Annotated in this window: 14 protein-coding genes; 8 read left to right on the plus strand and 6 right to left on the minus strand. The window is 63.3% G+C overall.

Annotated features, from left to right (window positions below; genetic code table 11):
- Window positions 1-77: 77 nt before the first annotated feature.
- Window positions 78-857 carry a TSUP family transporter gene (locus ACF8MI_RS20015; protein WP_060497763.1) on the plus strand — a complete coding sequence of 260 codons (780 nt, stop codon included), beginning with the start codon at window positions 78-80 and terminating at the stop codon, window positions 855-857.
- On the opposite strand, the gene nudC is transcribed toward ACF8MI_RS20015, so the two are convergent.
- Complete coding sequence (gene nudC, locus ACF8MI_RS20020; RefSeq protein ID WP_060497764.1) at window positions 825-1655, minus strand: NAD(+) diphosphatase; 831 nt, start codon at window positions 1653-1655, stop codon at window positions 825-827. The two genes, ACF8MI_RS20015 and nudC, sit on opposite strands and share 33 nt — an antisense overlap.
- 36 nt (window positions 1656-1691) lie before the next feature.
- Complete coding sequence (locus tag ACF8MI_RS20025) at window positions 1692-2504, minus strand: crotonase/enoyl-CoA hydratase family protein (RefSeq protein WP_060497765.1); 813 nt, start codon at window positions 2502-2504, stop codon at window positions 1692-1694.
- A gap of 150 nt (window positions 2505-2654) precedes the next feature.
- On the opposite strand from ACF8MI_RS20025, the gene nhaB reads away from it, so the two are divergent.
- The 4 genes from nhaB to ACF8MI_RS20045 all read left to right on the plus strand — a co-directional run bounded on the left by nhaB (window position 2655) and on the right by ACF8MI_RS20045 (window position 6323).
- Window positions 2655-4157: a sodium/proton antiporter NhaB gene (nhaB, locus tag ACF8MI_RS20030; RefSeq protein ID WP_060497766.1), complete on the plus strand. Its 1503-nt coding sequence runs from the start codon at window positions 2655-2657 to the stop codon at window positions 4155-4157.
- A gap of 112 nt (window positions 4158-4269) precedes the next feature.
- Complete coding sequence (locus ACF8MI_RS20035; RefSeq protein ID WP_060497767.1) at window positions 4270-4815, plus strand: lipocalin family protein; 546 nt, start codon at window positions 4270-4272, stop codon at window positions 4813-4815.
- A gap of 85 nt (window positions 4816-4900) precedes the next feature.
- On the plus strand, window positions 4901-5347 hold the full coding sequence (locus ACF8MI_RS20040) for an NUDIX hydrolase (protein ID WP_200929478.1): 447 nt from the start codon (window positions 4901-4903) through the stop codon (window positions 5345-5347).
- 16 nt (window positions 5348-5363) lie between these two features.
- A complete protein-coding gene (locus tag ACF8MI_RS20045) occupies window positions 5364-6323 on the plus strand; it encodes a ribonuclease Z (protein WP_200928634.1) in 960 nt (319 codons plus the stop codon).
- 315 nt (window positions 6324-6638) lie between these two features.
- Here ACF8MI_RS20045 and ACF8MI_RS20050 read toward each other — a convergent pair whose 3' ends face one another.
- The gene (locus ACF8MI_RS20050) at window positions 6639-7922 is read right to left on the minus strand and encodes a Zn-dependent hydrolase (RefSeq protein ID WP_200928635.1); all 1284 of its coding nucleotides are present in this window, start codon (window positions 7920-7922) and stop codon (window positions 6639-6641) included.
- A 138-nt stretch (window positions 7923-8060) separates the two neighbouring features.
- Window positions 8061-9551, minus strand: coding sequence for an NCS1 family nucleobase:cation symporter-1 (locus ACF8MI_RS20055; RefSeq protein WP_200928636.1), 1491 nt, complete (start codon window positions 9549-9551; stop codon window positions 8061-8063).
- 344 nt (window positions 9552-9895) lie between these two features.
- On the opposite strand from ACF8MI_RS20055, the gene hydA reads away from it, so the two are divergent.
- The 3 genes from hydA (at window position 9896) to preA (ending at window position 14062) form a co-directional block, all read left to right on the plus strand.
- Entirely contained in the window at window positions 9896-11335 is a 1440-nt protein-coding gene (gene hydA, locus ACF8MI_RS20060) for a dihydropyrimidinase (protein ID WP_060497772.1), read from the plus strand.
- A gap of 84 nt (window positions 11336-11419) precedes the next feature.
- Window positions 11420-12787, plus strand: a complete 1368-nt coding sequence (locus tag ACF8MI_RS20065) for an NAD(P)-dependent oxidoreductase (RefSeq protein WP_200928637.1) — start codon at window positions 11420-11422, stop codon at window positions 12785-12787.
- Window positions 12788-14062, plus strand: a complete 1275-nt coding sequence (gene preA, locus ACF8MI_RS20070) for an NAD-dependent dihydropyrimidine dehydrogenase subunit PreA (protein WP_105946594.1) — start codon at window positions 12788-12790, stop codon at window positions 14060-14062.
- Between the two features lie 136 nt (window positions 14063-14198).
- Here preA and ACF8MI_RS20075 read toward each other — a convergent pair whose 3' ends face one another.
- The gene (locus tag ACF8MI_RS20075; protein WP_060497831.1) at window positions 14199-14819 is read right to left on the minus strand and encodes a TetR/AcrR family transcriptional regulator; all 621 of its coding nucleotides are present in this window, start codon (window positions 14817-14819) and stop codon (window positions 14199-14201) included.
- Window positions 14819-15175 carry a VOC family protein gene (locus tag ACF8MI_RS20080; RefSeq protein ID WP_060497774.1) on the minus strand — a complete coding sequence of 119 codons (357 nt, stop codon included), beginning with the start codon at window positions 15173-15175 and terminating at the stop codon, window positions 14819-14821. Before ACF8MI_RS20080 ends, ACF8MI_RS20075 begins: the two co-directional genes overlap by 1 nt.
- Window positions 15176-15184: the final 9 nt, after the last annotated feature.

The following is a 15184-nucleotide window of genomic DNA, read 5'->3' on the forward strand; positions in this document are numbered from 1 at the left end:
GCAACACATCCATCCCAGGATTACCATACCCCGCTTCTAGTGCAGCCCTTTGCTGCCTCCCTGCCTGCCAAAACCCCATGCCCTTCGAACTTACCGTAGAACCCCTAACCCTGCTGATCCTGGCCCTGGTCGCCTTCGTCGCTGGCTTCATCGATGCCATCGCCGGTGGCGGCGGCCTGCTGACCACCCCGGCCCTGCTCACCGCTGGCATGCCGCCACACCTGGTACTGGGCACCAACAAGCTCAGCTCCACCTTCGGCTCGGCCACTGCCGGCTTCACCTACTACAAACGCAAGCTGTTCCACCCGGCACAATGGCGCCCGGCGCTGTTCGCCACCCTGGTCGGGGCATCGATTGGCGCAGTGGTTGCCCACTACATGCCGGCCGAATGGCTTAACAAGATGCTGCCGGTCATCGTCTTCGCCTGCGGCATCTACTTGTTGTTTGGCGGCACGCCAAAAGCGCCGCTGGATGCCGATGCACCGATCAAGAAGAAATGGCAGATGCCACAAGGCTTCACCTTGGGCTTCTACGATGGTGTGGCCGGGCCGGGTACCGGGGCCTTCTGGACCGTCAGTACCCTGCTGCTCTACCCCATCGACCTGGTCCGCGCCAGCGGCGTGGCGCGCAGCATGAACTTCGTCAGCAACATCGCGGCGCTGACGGTGTTCATCATTTCCGGGCAAGTGGACTACATCGTCGGCCTGTGCATGGGCCTGTCGGTGATGGTCGGTGCCTTCTTCGGCGCACGCACGGCAATCAGCGGCGGCAGCAAGTTCATCCGCCCGGTGTTCATCACCGTGGTGCTGGCGTTGACCGTGCGCCTAGCGTGGCAGCACTGGTTCGGCCAATCCTAAGCGACGCGCAACGTACAAATCGATCAGATACCGGGCAATGGAGCGCCCGGCCGGCAGCGGCGGCAGGTCGTGGACGCTGAACCACTTGGCATCCTCGATCTCGTCCGGCTGCATCACAATCTCGCCCCCGGCAAATTCGGCATGGAAGCCGAGCATCATAGAATGCGGGAACGGCCAGCACTGGCTGCCGACGTACTGAATGTTCTGTACCTCCACCGCCACTTCTTCACGCACTTCGCGCACCAGGCAGTCTTCGGCCGACTCACCCGGCTCTGCAAAACCGGCCAAGGTGCTGTACACCCCGGTGACGAAGCGTGGCGAGCGCGCCAGCAGGATTTCATCGCCACGGGTTACCAGCACGATCATGCTGGGTGAAATACGCGGGTAGCTGCGCAGGTCGCACGGCTGGCAATACATCGCCCGCTCCCAGCGAATTTGCGTCATGGCCTGGCCGCAGCTGCCGCAGAAACGGTGCTCTCTGGCCCAGGTACCAATCTGCGCGGCATAACCCAGCACCTTGTAGGTGTCGAAGTCGCCTTCAAGCATGAACGCGCGCAGACCGCGCCAGTTGCAGCCTGGCACGTCCGTCGCACTGCGCAGTTCCAGCAGGAACACGGGCTGGCCGTCGAAATGACCGATGCCGTGCTCGCACAGCACGTCGAGGTCCTGGCGCTTGAGCCAGTGGCGGGGGAACAGCGCGCCGTTGTCGTCCACCAAAAACCCTTCCGGGCTGCGGGCCACGGCCAGCCCCCCGGTGATCTGCGGGTCGAGTACTGCGGTAGTCCAGCGTGCTGACATGTCGGGGGTTCCTTTACTGCGCGTCCCCCGGCCCGATCAGTCGGCGAACGTCGGTTTCTGTTTGCTCATGTGCGCCGCCACAGCCACGCGCAAGTCTTCGGACTGCAGCATCGCGGCGTTCCAGGTGGCGATGTAGTCCAGGCCATCGTCGATGCGATGGTCGCGCATGTAGCTGAGCATTTCCTTGGTGCCGGCCACGGCGATCGGCGATTTTGCGGCAATCTCGCGGGCGATGGCAAAGACACCGTCGAGTAGCGCGGCCTGATCATCATAGACCCGGTTGACCAAGCCGATGCGCAGGGCTTCGTCCGCCGCAACGTTGCGCCCGGTGAAGGCCAGCTCACGCATCATGCCGTCACCGATGATACGTGGCAAACGTTGCAGTGTGCCGACATCGGCGGCCATGCCCATGTCGATTTCCTTGATCGAGAACTGGGCATCGTTGCTGCAGTAGCGCATGTCGCAGGCCGAGATGAGGTCGATGGCACCACCGATGCAGTAGCCTTGCACGGCAGCCAGCACCGGCTTGCGGCAATTGTCCACGGCAGTGAACGAAGCCTGCAGGCGCTGGATGGTCTTGCGCAGGAAGCGCGCATTGCGGCCCACATCCTTGCCCATCTGCCCGGCCAGCGACGCCAGCATCATCAGGTCGATACCGGCGGAGAAATGCTTGCCGGCGCCGCTGATCACCACCGCGCGCACCGCATCGGTGTCGTCGATCCACTGGAAGATGTCGATGATCTCCTCCCAGAAGGCGGCGTTCATCGCGTTGACCTTTTCCGGGCGGTTGATCTGAACGTGGGCGATGTTGTCGGTCAGTTCGACCTTGAATGCGCTGTACTCGGTCACGGGCGGCACTCCTGCGGGTGAAGGGTTCATGGCTCGGATGGTAACCCAGCCCGATGACCGCACTTGTGCCAAAAACGGGACTGCACGCCTTGCCTAAGACGCGCCGATCCGGCACCGTGCGCCATCGCCGAATTATAAGGATACAAATACATGTCACGCTCCCCGACCGGCGCCCTCGCCCACAGTTTTCTGGGCCAGTCGCCGCTTTGGTACAAGGCGGTCATCTGCCTGTTCCTGGTGCTCAACCCGCTGCTGCTGGTAACCCTTGGTCCGGTTGCAGCTGGCTGGGCGCTGGTACTCGAGTTCATTTTCACCCTGGGCATGGCGCTGAAATGCTACCCGCTGATGCCGGGCGGCCTGCTGCTGATCGAAGCCCTGCTGTTGCAGATGACCACGCCACAGGCGCTGTACGAGGAACTGCAGCACAACTTCCCGGTGATTCTGCTGCTGATGTTCATGGTTGCCGGTATCCACTTCATGAAGGAGCTGCTGCTGTTCCTGTTCTCACGCATCCTGCTGGGCGTTCGCTCGAAGGCGCTCCTGTCGTTGCTGTTCTGCGTGCTGTCGGCATTCCTCTCGGCGTTTCTCGATGCGCTGACCGTAACGGCGGTGATCATCAGCGCTGCGGTTGGCTTTTACGCCGTTTACCACCGTGTCGCCTCCGGGGCCAACCCGCGCGAAGACAGCGCGCTCGATAGCGATCAACAAGTGGCACAATTGCACCGCGAAGACCTCGACAAGTTCCGCGCCTTCCTGCGCAGCCTGCTGATGCACGGCGCGGTGGGTACTGCCCTGGGCGGTGTTTGCACGCTGGTGGGCGAGCCGCAAAACCTGCTGATCGGCCATGAAATGGGCTGGCACTTTTCCGACTTCTTCTTCAAGGTGGCGCCCGTGTCGCTGCCGGTGCTGGGTGCCGGCCTGCTCACTTGCGTGCTGCTGGAGAAGCTTCGCCTGTTCGGCTACGGCACGCTGATGCCTGAACCCGTGCGTCAGGTACTGGCCACCTATGCGGCCGAAGACGACGCGGCCCGCACCCAGGCCCAGCGCCTGGCGCTGTGGGTGCAAGGTTTGGCTGCGCTGATCCTGATCGTATGCCTGGGGCTGCACGTGGCCGAGGTTGGCCTGATCGGCCTGATGGTGATTGTGCTGATCACGGCCTTTACCGGCATCACCGATGAGCACCGCCTGGGCCGTGCCTTCCAGGACGCCATGCCGTTCACGTCCTTGCTGGTGGTGTTCTTCGCCGTGGTGGCAGTGATTCATCAGCAGCAACTGTTCAGCCCCTTGATCAGCTGGGTGCTGACGCTGCCTGCCGAGCAACAGCCGGGCATGCTGTACCTGGCCAACGGCCTGCTGTCGGCGATCAGCGACAACGTGTTCGTTGCCACCATCTACATCACCGAAGTGAAGCAGGCGTTTCTCAATGGCGGCATGAGCCGCGAGCATTTCGAGACACTGGCGGTGGCGATCAATACCGGTACCAACCTGCCCAGCGTGGCGACACCGAATGGCCAGGCCGCGTTTCTGTTCCTGCTGACCTCGGCAATTGCGCCGTTGATCCGGCTGTCGTATGGGCGGATGGTGTGGATGGCCTTGCCTTATACCGTGGTGATGGGTGGGCTGGGGTGGTGGGCGGTGACATACTGGTTGTGAGGTCGAGGTTATCGTAGCGCGCGCGTGCATGCCTCCCATATCCAATACAACTTTTGCCCCGCGCCCGCATCGAAACACAGGTAACTCCCCATCCGTTCCAAGGAGGTTCGCCATGGCACTACGCACCCCGTTGCTGCTGTCCTGCATCACCCTGGCCCTGCTCGGTTGCGCCGGCAACGATCACCCGGCGCCGCCGCATACCCAGCAGGTCGATCTGCAACGCTATCAAGGCACCTGGTACGAACTGGCGCGGCTGCCGATGTTCTTCCAGCGCAACTGCGTGCAGTCCGAGGCGCACTATGGCCTGCGTACCGATGGCCGCATCGACGTGACCAACCGTTGCCAGGAGAAGGACGGCCAGTGGAATGAAGCCAAAGGTGTCGCCGAAGCCCAGCAACCGGGCAGCACCGACAAGCTGTGGGTACGCTTCGACAACTGGTTCAGCCGCCTGGCCCCCGGCCTGACCAAGGGCGAATACTGGGTGCTGTACCACGACAAGGACTACCGCGTGGCGTTGGTCGGCCACCCCAACCGTGAGTACCTGTGGCTGCTGTCGCGCACGCCGGCGGTCCCCGACCAGCAACGCGAGCAACTGCTGAGCATCGCGCGGGAGCAAGGCTATGACACCAGCAAGCTCATCTGGCGTCAGGCAGAATAGCTCACCATCGACGGCATGCGGTAATCCGGCTAAGGTGTGCGCCCTTTATCGACTCGAAGGAACGAGCCCGTTGAGCACTCAACCGCTGCAAGCACCCCGTATCCGTTTTCTTGCCCTGTGCGTGTTCCATCACCAGGGCAAGATCCTGGTCAACGTGTTTGACGACCCGGCCACCGGCCAGACGCTGTGCCGCCCCTTGGGAGGCGGCGTCGAGTTCGGTGAGTTGGCTCAGGATGCCATTGCCCGGGAAATCCATGAAGAGCTGGGCCAGCCGATCAGCGATGCAAGACTGCTCGGCACCCTCGAAAGCTTGTTCACCTATGCCGGCAAGCCGGGGCATGAGATTGTGCAGGTGTACGATGCGCGCTTCGATGACGCCAGCCTGTACGAGCAAGACTGGCTGGACGGCCACGAGTCCGACAACAGCCCGTTCCGCGCCCGCTGGTGCAACAGCGCCGACTTCGCTCGCATCGGCCCACTGGTGCCACAGGGGCTGCAGGTGATGCTGCGCAACCTGTCGCTGCTGGACTGAATCAGGAGCCCTGAGCATGGACCTGCTGTTCCTGGGCACCTCTGCCGGGGTGCCGACCAAGGCGCGCAACGTCAGCGCCACTGCGGTGATCGAAGCCAGTGGCAGCCACTGGTACCTGGTCGACTGCGGCGAAGGCACCCAGCATCAGTTGCTGCACACGCCGCTGTCGATCCGTGACTTGCGTGCCATTTTCATCACCCATGTGCACGGCGACCATTGCTTTGGCCTGCCAGGCCTGCTGGCCAGTGCCGGGATGAGCGGGCGCACCCAGCCGCTGGAGCTGATTTTACCCGCCGCACTGCATGACTGGGTACGTCAGGGCATGCTGGCCAGCGACACCTTCCTGCCCTTCGAACTGCGCCTGCTGCCCGTGGAGGACGTCGCCGAATGGCGCAGCGAGACCCTGCAAGTGACCACCGTGCAGTTGTCACACCGGGTACCGAGCGTCGCTTTCGTTTTCACCGAACTCAACCCGGAACCGCGCCTGGACATCCAGCGCCTGGAAGCCGAAGGCATTCCACGCGGGCCACTGTGGGGCGAGCTGGCCAAAGGCTTGAAGACGCGGCATGGCGGGCAGTGGCTGGACGGTAGCGACTACTTGCGCCCTTCGCGCCCGCCGCGCCGGGTGATCGTGTGCGGGGACAACGACAACCCCGAATTGCTGGCCGATGTCGCCAAAGGCGCTGATGTGCTGGTGCACGAAGCCACGTTCACCCAGGCCGTGGTCGAGCGCACCGGGATCACCTTCGGCCACAGCACCGCAGCAGCGGTAGCGCGCTTTGCCGAAGCGGCAGGCGTGCGCAACCTGGTGCTGACGCACTTTAGCGCCCGCTACCAAAGCGATCCCAAGCGCAGCCCGAATATCGATAACGTGCGTGACGAAGCCCTCGCCCACTACCACGGGCAACTGACCCTGGCGCAGGACCTGCAGCGTTATCACATTAACCGCAATGGCTGTCTTGAGGCTGTTGGCTGATATATGCCAGGAGATAGGCGTGGTACTGACAGGTGCCTGTCTTGAATTTTGAGGTGGCGCGTAAACCGAGCGCCGCCCGCGCGGCGCATCGCGAGCTGTGCTCGCTCCTACGTTTGTTTCGGGCCAGTAACGCCTGTGGCAGGCGCGCGCGACAACCTGGTGTGTACGACGCGATATCGCGCCATGCGCCAACAGCGTCCGCGCGCAAATCTCACAGGCATATTTGGCCGGAAACAAACGTAGGAGCGAGCACAGCTCGCGATGCGCCGCGCGGGCGGCGCTCGATCTCAAAGTCGCCACATAACCCACGCCATGCTAGGCCGCCAACCTCCCGCTGGCAATGGCCTCCGACGCCGCCAGCATCGCCCGCAGCAACACCGCACACCCTGCCGCCAGGTCATCCGGCGTGGCGTTCTCGATCTCGTTGTGGCTGATGCCGTTCTCGCATGGCACGAATATCATCCCCGCCGGCCCCAGTTCGGCCAGGAAGATCGCGTCATGCCCCGCGCCGCTGACGATGTCCATGTGCGGCAGGCCCAATGCCTTGGCCGACTCGCGCACCGCATCGACACAGCCCTTGTCGAAGTACAGCGCCGGGAAGTCCGCCGTAGGTACCAGTTCATGGCTCAGGCCATGCTTGGCACAGGTGGCCTCGATCACCCCGCGCACCTCGGCAATCATCGCATTCAGCTGCTCGCCCTCCAGGTGCCGGAAATCCAAGGTCATGCGCACCTCACCCGGGATCACGTTACGCGACCCGGGGTACGCCTGCAGGCATCCCACGGTGCCGCAGGCATGGGGCTGATGGCCGAGGGCGGTGCGGTTGACTGCTTCCACTACCGCAGCGGCACCGACCAATGCATCCTTGCGCAGGTGCATGGGCGTCGGCCCGGCATGGGCCTCGACACCACGCAGTGTCAGGTCGAACCACTTCTGGCCCAGGGCACCCAGCACCACGCCGATGGTCTTGGCCTGATCTTCGAGGATGGGCCCCTGCTCGATATGCGCTTCGAAGTACGCCCCCACCGGGTGGCCCAGCACTGCACGAGGGCCCGCATAACCGATGGCATTCAAGGCCTCGCCAACGCTCACACCCTGGGCATCGCGCTTGGCCAGGGTTTCTTCCAGGGTGAACTTGCCGGCAAACACCCCCGAGCCCATCATGCAAGGCGCAAAACGCGAACCTTCTTCGTTGGTCCACACCACGACTTCCAACGGTGCTTCGGTTTCCAACCCCAGGTCGTTGAGGGTGCGGATCACCTCCAGCCCGGCCATCACCCCGAAGCAGCCATCGAACTTGCCGCCCGTAGGCTGGGTGTCGATATGGCTGCCGGTCATCACCGGGGGGAGCTTGGGGTTACGCCCGGGACGGCGGGCAAAGATGTTGCCGATGGCGTCGATGCTGACCGTGCAACCGGCGGCCTCGCACCACTGCACGAACAGGTCGCGGGCCTGGCGGTCGAGGTCGGTCAGGGCCAGGCGGCAAACGCCCCCTTTCACGGTGGCACCGAGGCGGGCCAGGTCCATCAACGATTGCCACAGACGATTGCTGTCGACATGGTGAGCATTGGTTTTGAGGATGTCTTGGACTGGACTCACAGGTTTCTCCTTCAGGCTTTTTTGTTGTCTGTCAGGGCCCTATCGCCGGCAAGCCAGCTCCCACAGGTACTGCACACTATTCGAAAGCTGTGGTGAACCTGTGGGAGCGGGCTTGCCCGCGAAGAGGCCAGCGCGGTCTCAAGGCAATGGCTTGGCCAGCCGCGCAGGATTGCGAGCCGCCACGCTGGCGAAGACGTAATACAGACCCCCACCCAGCAACGAGCCGGTGAACCAGCCGTAGTCGTAAAACCAGCTGAAACTGCTGTTGCCAATGGCCATCACGGTCAGCGCCACCGGCAAGGCAAAGGCGGCAAACCCGGCCCAGTTCCACGCCGGATACACGTCATCCCGGTACAGCCCGGCCAGGTCCAGCTGCTGCCGACGGATCAGGAAGTAGTCCACCACCATGATCCCGGCAATCGGCCCGAGCAGGCTGGAATAGCCAAGCAACCAGTTGGAATACACGCTCTCCAGGCTCAGGTCGGACACGATCCAGCCCAGCTTCTTCAGCAGCTCATGCCCCATCAGCGCCAAACCGATGAAGCCGGTCAGCCATACCGCACGGCTGCGCCCGATCAGGCGAGGGGCAATGTTCTGGAAGTCGTTGGTCGGTGACACGATGTTGGCGGCGGTGTTGGTCGACAGCGTGGCGATCACGATCAGCGCCATGGCCAGGGCCACCCAGAACGGGCTGTGGATCTTGCCGATCAGGCTGACCGGGTCGGACACGGTTTCGCCCACCAGCGACGCCGAGGCAGCGGTCAGCACCACGCCCAGCGAAGCGAACAGGAACATGGTCAGCGGCAGGCCGAAGATCTGCCCCAGAATCTGGTCTTTCTGGCTGCGGGCGTAACGGCTGAAATCGGGAATGTTCAGCGACAACGTGGCCCAGAAACCGACCATGGCGGTAAGCCCGGCGCAGAAGTAACTGACCACGCTCGCCCCTTCCGGGCGCTTAGGTGGCTGGGCCAGCAGTTCGGTCATTGACATGTGCGGCAACGCCCAGAACAGCAGCCCGACGCCCACCGCCACCAGCAGCGGTGCCGACAGTGTTTCCAGCAACTTGATCGACTCGGCGCCGCGCAGCACCACCCACAGGTTCAGGCACCAGAAGATCATGAAGCCGATCACCTCGCCGGTGCCGCCCAGTGCTTTCCAGTCATCGAACACCGACCCGAGAAACAGGTGAATGGCCAGCCCGCCAAACATCGTCTGGATACCGAACCAGCCGCACGCGACCACCGCGCGGATCAGGCACGGTACGTTGGAACCGAGGATGCCGAAGGACGAGCGCAACAGCACCGGAAACGGGATGCCGTACTTGGTGCCGGGAAACGCGTTGAGGGTAAGCGGAATCAGCACGATCACGTTGGCCAGCAGGATAGCCAGCAACGCCTCGCCCACGCTGAGGCCGAAGTAAGCGGTGAGCACGCCGCCCAAGGTGTAGGTGGGTACGCAGATGGACATGCCTACCCACAGGGCAGTGATGTGCCATTTGTTCCAGGTGCGCTGGTGCACTTTGGTGGGCGCGATGTCGTGGTTGTAGCGCGGGCTGTCGAGGACATCACTGCCCTCGGACAGCTCGAACAGGCCATCTTGCTCGACCACTTCCGATCTGCTCTGTTGCATGGGCCCTTCTCCAGATTTTCTTTTAATTGTTTGCTCATCGGGCTAATTCGATGGCCGGAGTACGCACGCGTAATCGTGCTTAAAAATCTTGACCAGAATTTCATCTTGTCAAGTGAGTCAAAAACCTTCGAAACCCCCGCAACCAGCGCTAACTGAATTATTAATCGTTAAATATCAGGTAGTTAAAAACCACAAAAATAATAGGAAAATTTTCTTGATGAATCCCCAATCAGCATCTAGCCTCGAATCTTGTCAGGCCTGACAGGATTAACCGACCTGCCCGCCCTGCACCCGTGACAATTCCAAGAACCGCCCCAGACCGGTCAGCCTGCGAGGAAAACGGCATGTCCCTGTTGATCCGTGGCGCCACCGTGGTTACCCACGAAGAAAGTTACCCCGCCGATGTCCTGTGTGCCGATGGCCTGATCCGCGCCATCGGGCAAAACCTCGAACCCCCGACCGACTGCGAGATCCTCGACGGCAGTGGCCAGTACCTGATGCCCGGTGGCATCGACCCGCATACCCACATGCAGTTGCCGTTCATGGGCACCGTGGCCAGCGAGGACTTCTTCAGCGGCACCGCTGCGGGCCTGGCCGGCGGCACGACCTCGATCATCGACTTCGTCATCCCCAACCCGCAGCAGTCGTTGCTGGAGGCCTTCCACACCTGGCGCGGCTGGGCACAGAAAAGCGCCAGCGACTATGGCTTCCATGTCGCCATCACCTGGTGGAGCGAGCAGGTGGCTGAAGAGATGGGCGAGCTGGTGGCCAAGCACGGGGTGAACAGTTTCAAGCACTTCATGGCCTACAAGAACGCCATCATGGCCGCCGACGACACCCTGGTGGCCAGCTTCGAGCGCTGCCTGCAGCTGGGTGCCGTGCCGACCGTGCATGCCGAAAACGGCGAACTGGTGTACCACCTGCAGAAAAAACTGCTGGCCCAAGGCCTGACCGGGCCGGAAGCCCACCCACTGTCGCGCCCGTCCCAGGTCGAGGGCGAGGCGGCCAGCCGCGCCATCCGCATTGCCGAAACCCTCGGCACGCCGCTGTACCTGGTGCACGTGTCCAGCCGCGAGGCACTGGATGAAATTGCCTACGCCCGGGGCAAGGGCCAGCCGGTGTATGGCGAGGTGCTGCCCGGCCACCTGCTGCTGGACGACAGCGTCTACCGTGACCCGGACTGGGCCACTGCGGCCGGCTACGTGATGAGCCCGCCGTTCCGCCCGCGTGAACACCAGCAAGCCCTGTGGCGCGGCTTGCAGTCGGGCAACCTGCACACCACCGCCACCGACCACTGCTGCTTCTGCGCCGAGCAGAAAGCCATGGGCCGCGACGACTTCAGCCGTATTCCCAACGGCACCGCCGGCATCGAGGACCGCATGGCAGTGCTGTGGGATGCCGGGGTGAACAGCGGGCGTTTGTCGATGCATGAGTTCGTTGCGCTCACCTCCACCAACACGGCGAAGATCTTCAACCTGTTCCCGCGCAAAGGTGCCATCCGTGTTGGCGCCGATGCCGACCTGGTGCTGTGGGACCCGCAGGGCACCCGCACCATCTCGGCCCAGACCCACCACCAGCGGGTGGACTTCAACATCTTCGAAGGCCGCACCGTGCGTGGCATCCCCAGCCACACCATCAGCCAGGGCAAGGTGCTGTGGGCCGATGGCGACCTGCGTGCCGAAGCAGGCGCGGGGCGGTATGTGGAACGGCCGGCGTATCCGTCGGTGTATGAGGTGCTGGAGCGCAGGGCCGAGCATCAGCGCCCGACGCCCGTGCAGCGTTAAGGCGATTGGGGCGCGCAGCGCCGCCAGATAACACCGCCAAGCTTGCTTGTCGCCTGCCCCCACAAAAATAGAGAGGCTACAACCGTGATCGACGCCCTGAACCACTTGCCGCGCCCCCGGGCCGGTGCCGACCAGTTGGCCGAGCGCTTCGGCGACCTGGCCCTACCCCTCACCGCTCGCCAGGCCGCCGTCGAAAGCGCACGCTGCCTGTACTGCTACGACGCGCCCTGCGTCAACGCGTGCCCCAGTGACATCGACATCCCCTCGTTCATCCACCGCATCAGTGACGAAAACCTGCAAGGCGCCGCCGAACGCATCCTCTCCGCCAACATCCTCGGCGGCAGCTGCGCCCGTGTATGCCCCACCGAAATCCTCTGCCAGCAAGCCTGCGTGCGCAACAACGCGCAGGAGTGTGCGCCGGTACTGATCGGCCAGCTTCAGCGCTATGCCCTGGACAACGCCCACTTCACCGAACACCCGTTCAAGCGTTCACCGGCTACCGGCAAGCGTATCGCCGTGGTCGGTGCCGGGCCTGCAGGGCTGTCCTGTGCCCATCGCCTGGCCATGCACGGGCATGACGTGGTGGTGTTCGAGGCCTGTGACAAGGCTGGCGGCCTCAACGAGTACGGCATCGCCCGCTACAAACTGGTCGACGACTATGCGCAACGTGAAGTGGAATTCCTGCTGGGCATCGGTGGCATCGAAATTCGCCATGGCCAGCGCCTGGGCGACAACCTCAGCCTGGGCGAGTTGCGCGACCAGTACGACGCGGTATTCCTTGGCCTCGGCCTGAATGCCGTGCGCCAGTTGGGCCTGCCGGATGAAGAAGCCCCCGGCCTGCTCGCCGCCACCGCATACATCCGCGAACTGCGCCAGGCCGATGACCTGAGCCAATTGCCCTTGGCCGACCGCTGCCTGGTGATCGGTGCCGGCAACACCGCCATCGACATGGCCGTGCAGATGAGCCGCCTGGGCGCCCGCGACGTCAACCTCGTGTACCGCCGTGGCAATGCCGACATGGGCGCCACCGGCCACGAGCAAGACATTGCCAAGGCCAACCAGGTGCGCCTGCACACCTGGGCCCGCCCCGATGCCGTACTGCTGGATGACGCTGGCAAGGTGCGCGGCATGCGCTTCGCCCGCACCGAGCTGGCCGACGGCCGCCTGCGCGACACTGGCGAAACCTTCGAGCTGGCCGCCGATGCCATCTTCAAGGCCATCGGCCAACGCTTCGACGATGCCAGTCTCGGCGACCCGGTGGCTGCACAGCTGGCCCGCGAGGGTGAGCGCATCCGTGTCGACGAAACCCTGCAAACCAGCCTGCCGGGCGTGTATGCCGGCGGTGACTGCACTGCCCTCGGCCAGGACCTTACCGTCCAGGCCGTACAGCACGGCAAGCTGGCCGCCGAAGCCATCCATGCCCGACTCATGCTCAACGTGGAGGCAGCGTAAATGGCCGACTTGTCTATCGTGTTTGCCGGCATCAAGGCACCCAACCCGTTCTGGCTGGCTTCCGCGCCGCCCACCGACAAAGCCTACAACGTGGTCCGCGCCTTCGAGGCCGGCTGGGGCGGCGTGGTGTGGAAAACCCTGGGCGAGGACCCGGCGGCGGTCAATGTGTCGTCGCGTTACTCAGCACACTACGGCGCCAACCGCCAAGTGCAGGGCATCAACAACATCGAGTTGATCACCGACCGTTCGCTGGACATCAACCTGCGCGAAATCACCCAAGTGAAGAAAGACTGGCCCGATCGCGCATTGATCGTGTCACTGATGGTGCCGTGCGTGGAAGAATCGTGGAAGTTCATCCTGCCACTGGTGGAGGCCACCGGGGCCGACGGCATCGAGCTTAACTTCGGCTGCCCGCACGGCATGCCTGAACGGGGTATGGGCGCGGCGGTCGGCCAGGTGCCGGAGTACGTGGAAATGGTCACCCGCTGGTGCAAGACGCACTGCTCGCTGCCGGTGATCGTGAAGCTTACGCCGAACATCACCGACATCCGCCAATCGGCCCGTGCCGCGCACCGGGGCGGGGCCGATGCGGTGTCGTTGATCAACACCATCAACTCCATCACCAGTGTCGACCTCGACCGCATGGTCGCCCACCCCATCGTGGGGGACCAGAGCACCCACGGCGGTTACTGCGGCTCGGCGGTCAAGCCGATTGCACTGAACATGGTGGCGGAAATCGCCCGCGACCCGGAAACGCGTGGCTTGCCGATCTGCGGCATTGGCGGCATCGGCAACTGGCGTGATGCGGCAGAGTTCATGGCCTTGGGCAGCGGCGCCGTGCAGGTGTGCACGGCGGCGATGCTGCACGGGTTCCGCATTGTCGAGGACATGAAGGATGGCCTGGCGCGCTGGATGGACCAGCATGGGCATGCCACCATCGAAGCATTTCGCGGGCAGGCGGTGGGGCATACCACCGACTGGAAGTACCTGGACATCAACTACAAATCGGTGGCCCATATCGACCAGGAGGCCTGCATTGGCTGTGGGCGTTGCCATATAGCCTGTGAGGATACGTCTCACCAGGCCATTGCCAGCACGCTGAAGGCTGACGGCACGCATGCCTACAGTGTGATCGAGGAGGAATGCGTGGGCTGCAACCTGTGCCAGATCACCTGCCCTGTGGAAAGCTGCATCGAGATGGAGGCGCAGGATACCGGCAAACCGTACCTGAACTGGACGCAGGATCCGCGTAATCCCTATCGCGAGGCGAGCTGAGGCAGATAGGGGCTGCTGCGCAGCCCTTCGCGGGCAAGCCCACTCCCACAAGGACCGCGCCGCTTGTGAAGACCGCGCAATTCCTGTGGGAGCGGGCTTGCCCGCGAAGGGCCGCACAGCGGCCCCACTTGCTGTATCAAGGCTCTAACCCAATCCCTCGCAAGATCACGCTGGTCACCGTCTGCACCGCACTCTCGAACGCCATGTCCGACAACATCTCCCCGCCATTGAGCAGTTCAACCTGGTAGCCAAAGTCAGCATAGTGCTGGGTCGAAGCCCAGATCATGTACAGCAACGCCGACGGCTCCACTGGCAGAATGCGCCCCTCCTCTACCCAACGGCGGATCTTGGCCTCTTTCAACTTGGCCCAGGGCACCAGGCTTTCCTCCAGGTTCACCCCCAGCACCGGCGCCCCGTGCAGCATTTCTTCGGCCCAGATCTTCGAACCCAGCGGCCGCGAACGCGAATGGCCCATCTTGGCGCGGATGTAACTGGTCAACACCACACGTGGGTCGTCGAAGTTCTCGAAGCACAGCGCGTCCTGCTTCCACACGTCCAGCAAGTCTTGCAGTACCGCGCGGAACAGGTCGTCCTTGGTGCTGAAGTAATAGTGCAGGTTGGAGCGCGGCAACTCGGCCTGTTCGGCAATGTCGCCCATGGAGGTGGCGCCATAGCCTTTTTCGGCGAACACCTTTTCCGCCGCCTGCAGAATCTTCTCGATATTGCGCCGGCGGATTTCGATCTTGTGGTTGGCCATCAGCCCTGGGCCGTCCACACCGCCAGTTCATAACCGTCCGGGTCGATGAAGTGGAAACGTCGCCCGCCGGGGAAGGCAAACGTTGCCCGGCTGATTTTCGCACCCGCCGCCTCGACCCGCTGCTGCGTGGCCTCCAGGTCGTCGGCATACAGGATGATCAGCGGCCCACCCGGAGTCACCGGCTCGCCAGTGGTAAAGCCGCCAGTCAACCGGCCATCGCTGAACTCGGTGTACGTAGGCCCGTAGTCGGTGAACACCCAGCCGAACACGCTGCCATAGAAGGCCTTGCTCCGTGCGATGTCGCTGACATTGAACTCGATGTTGTCGATCTGCCGATCAGTACCGCGAATGCCCATGGGTGCTCC

Origin of the sequence: Pseudomonas sp. yb_9, assembly GCF_043103635.1 — a bacterium.
Taxonomy (GTDB): Bacteria; Pseudomonadota; Gammaproteobacteria; order Pseudomonadales; family Pseudomonadaceae; genus Aquipseudomonas; species Aquipseudomonas monteilii.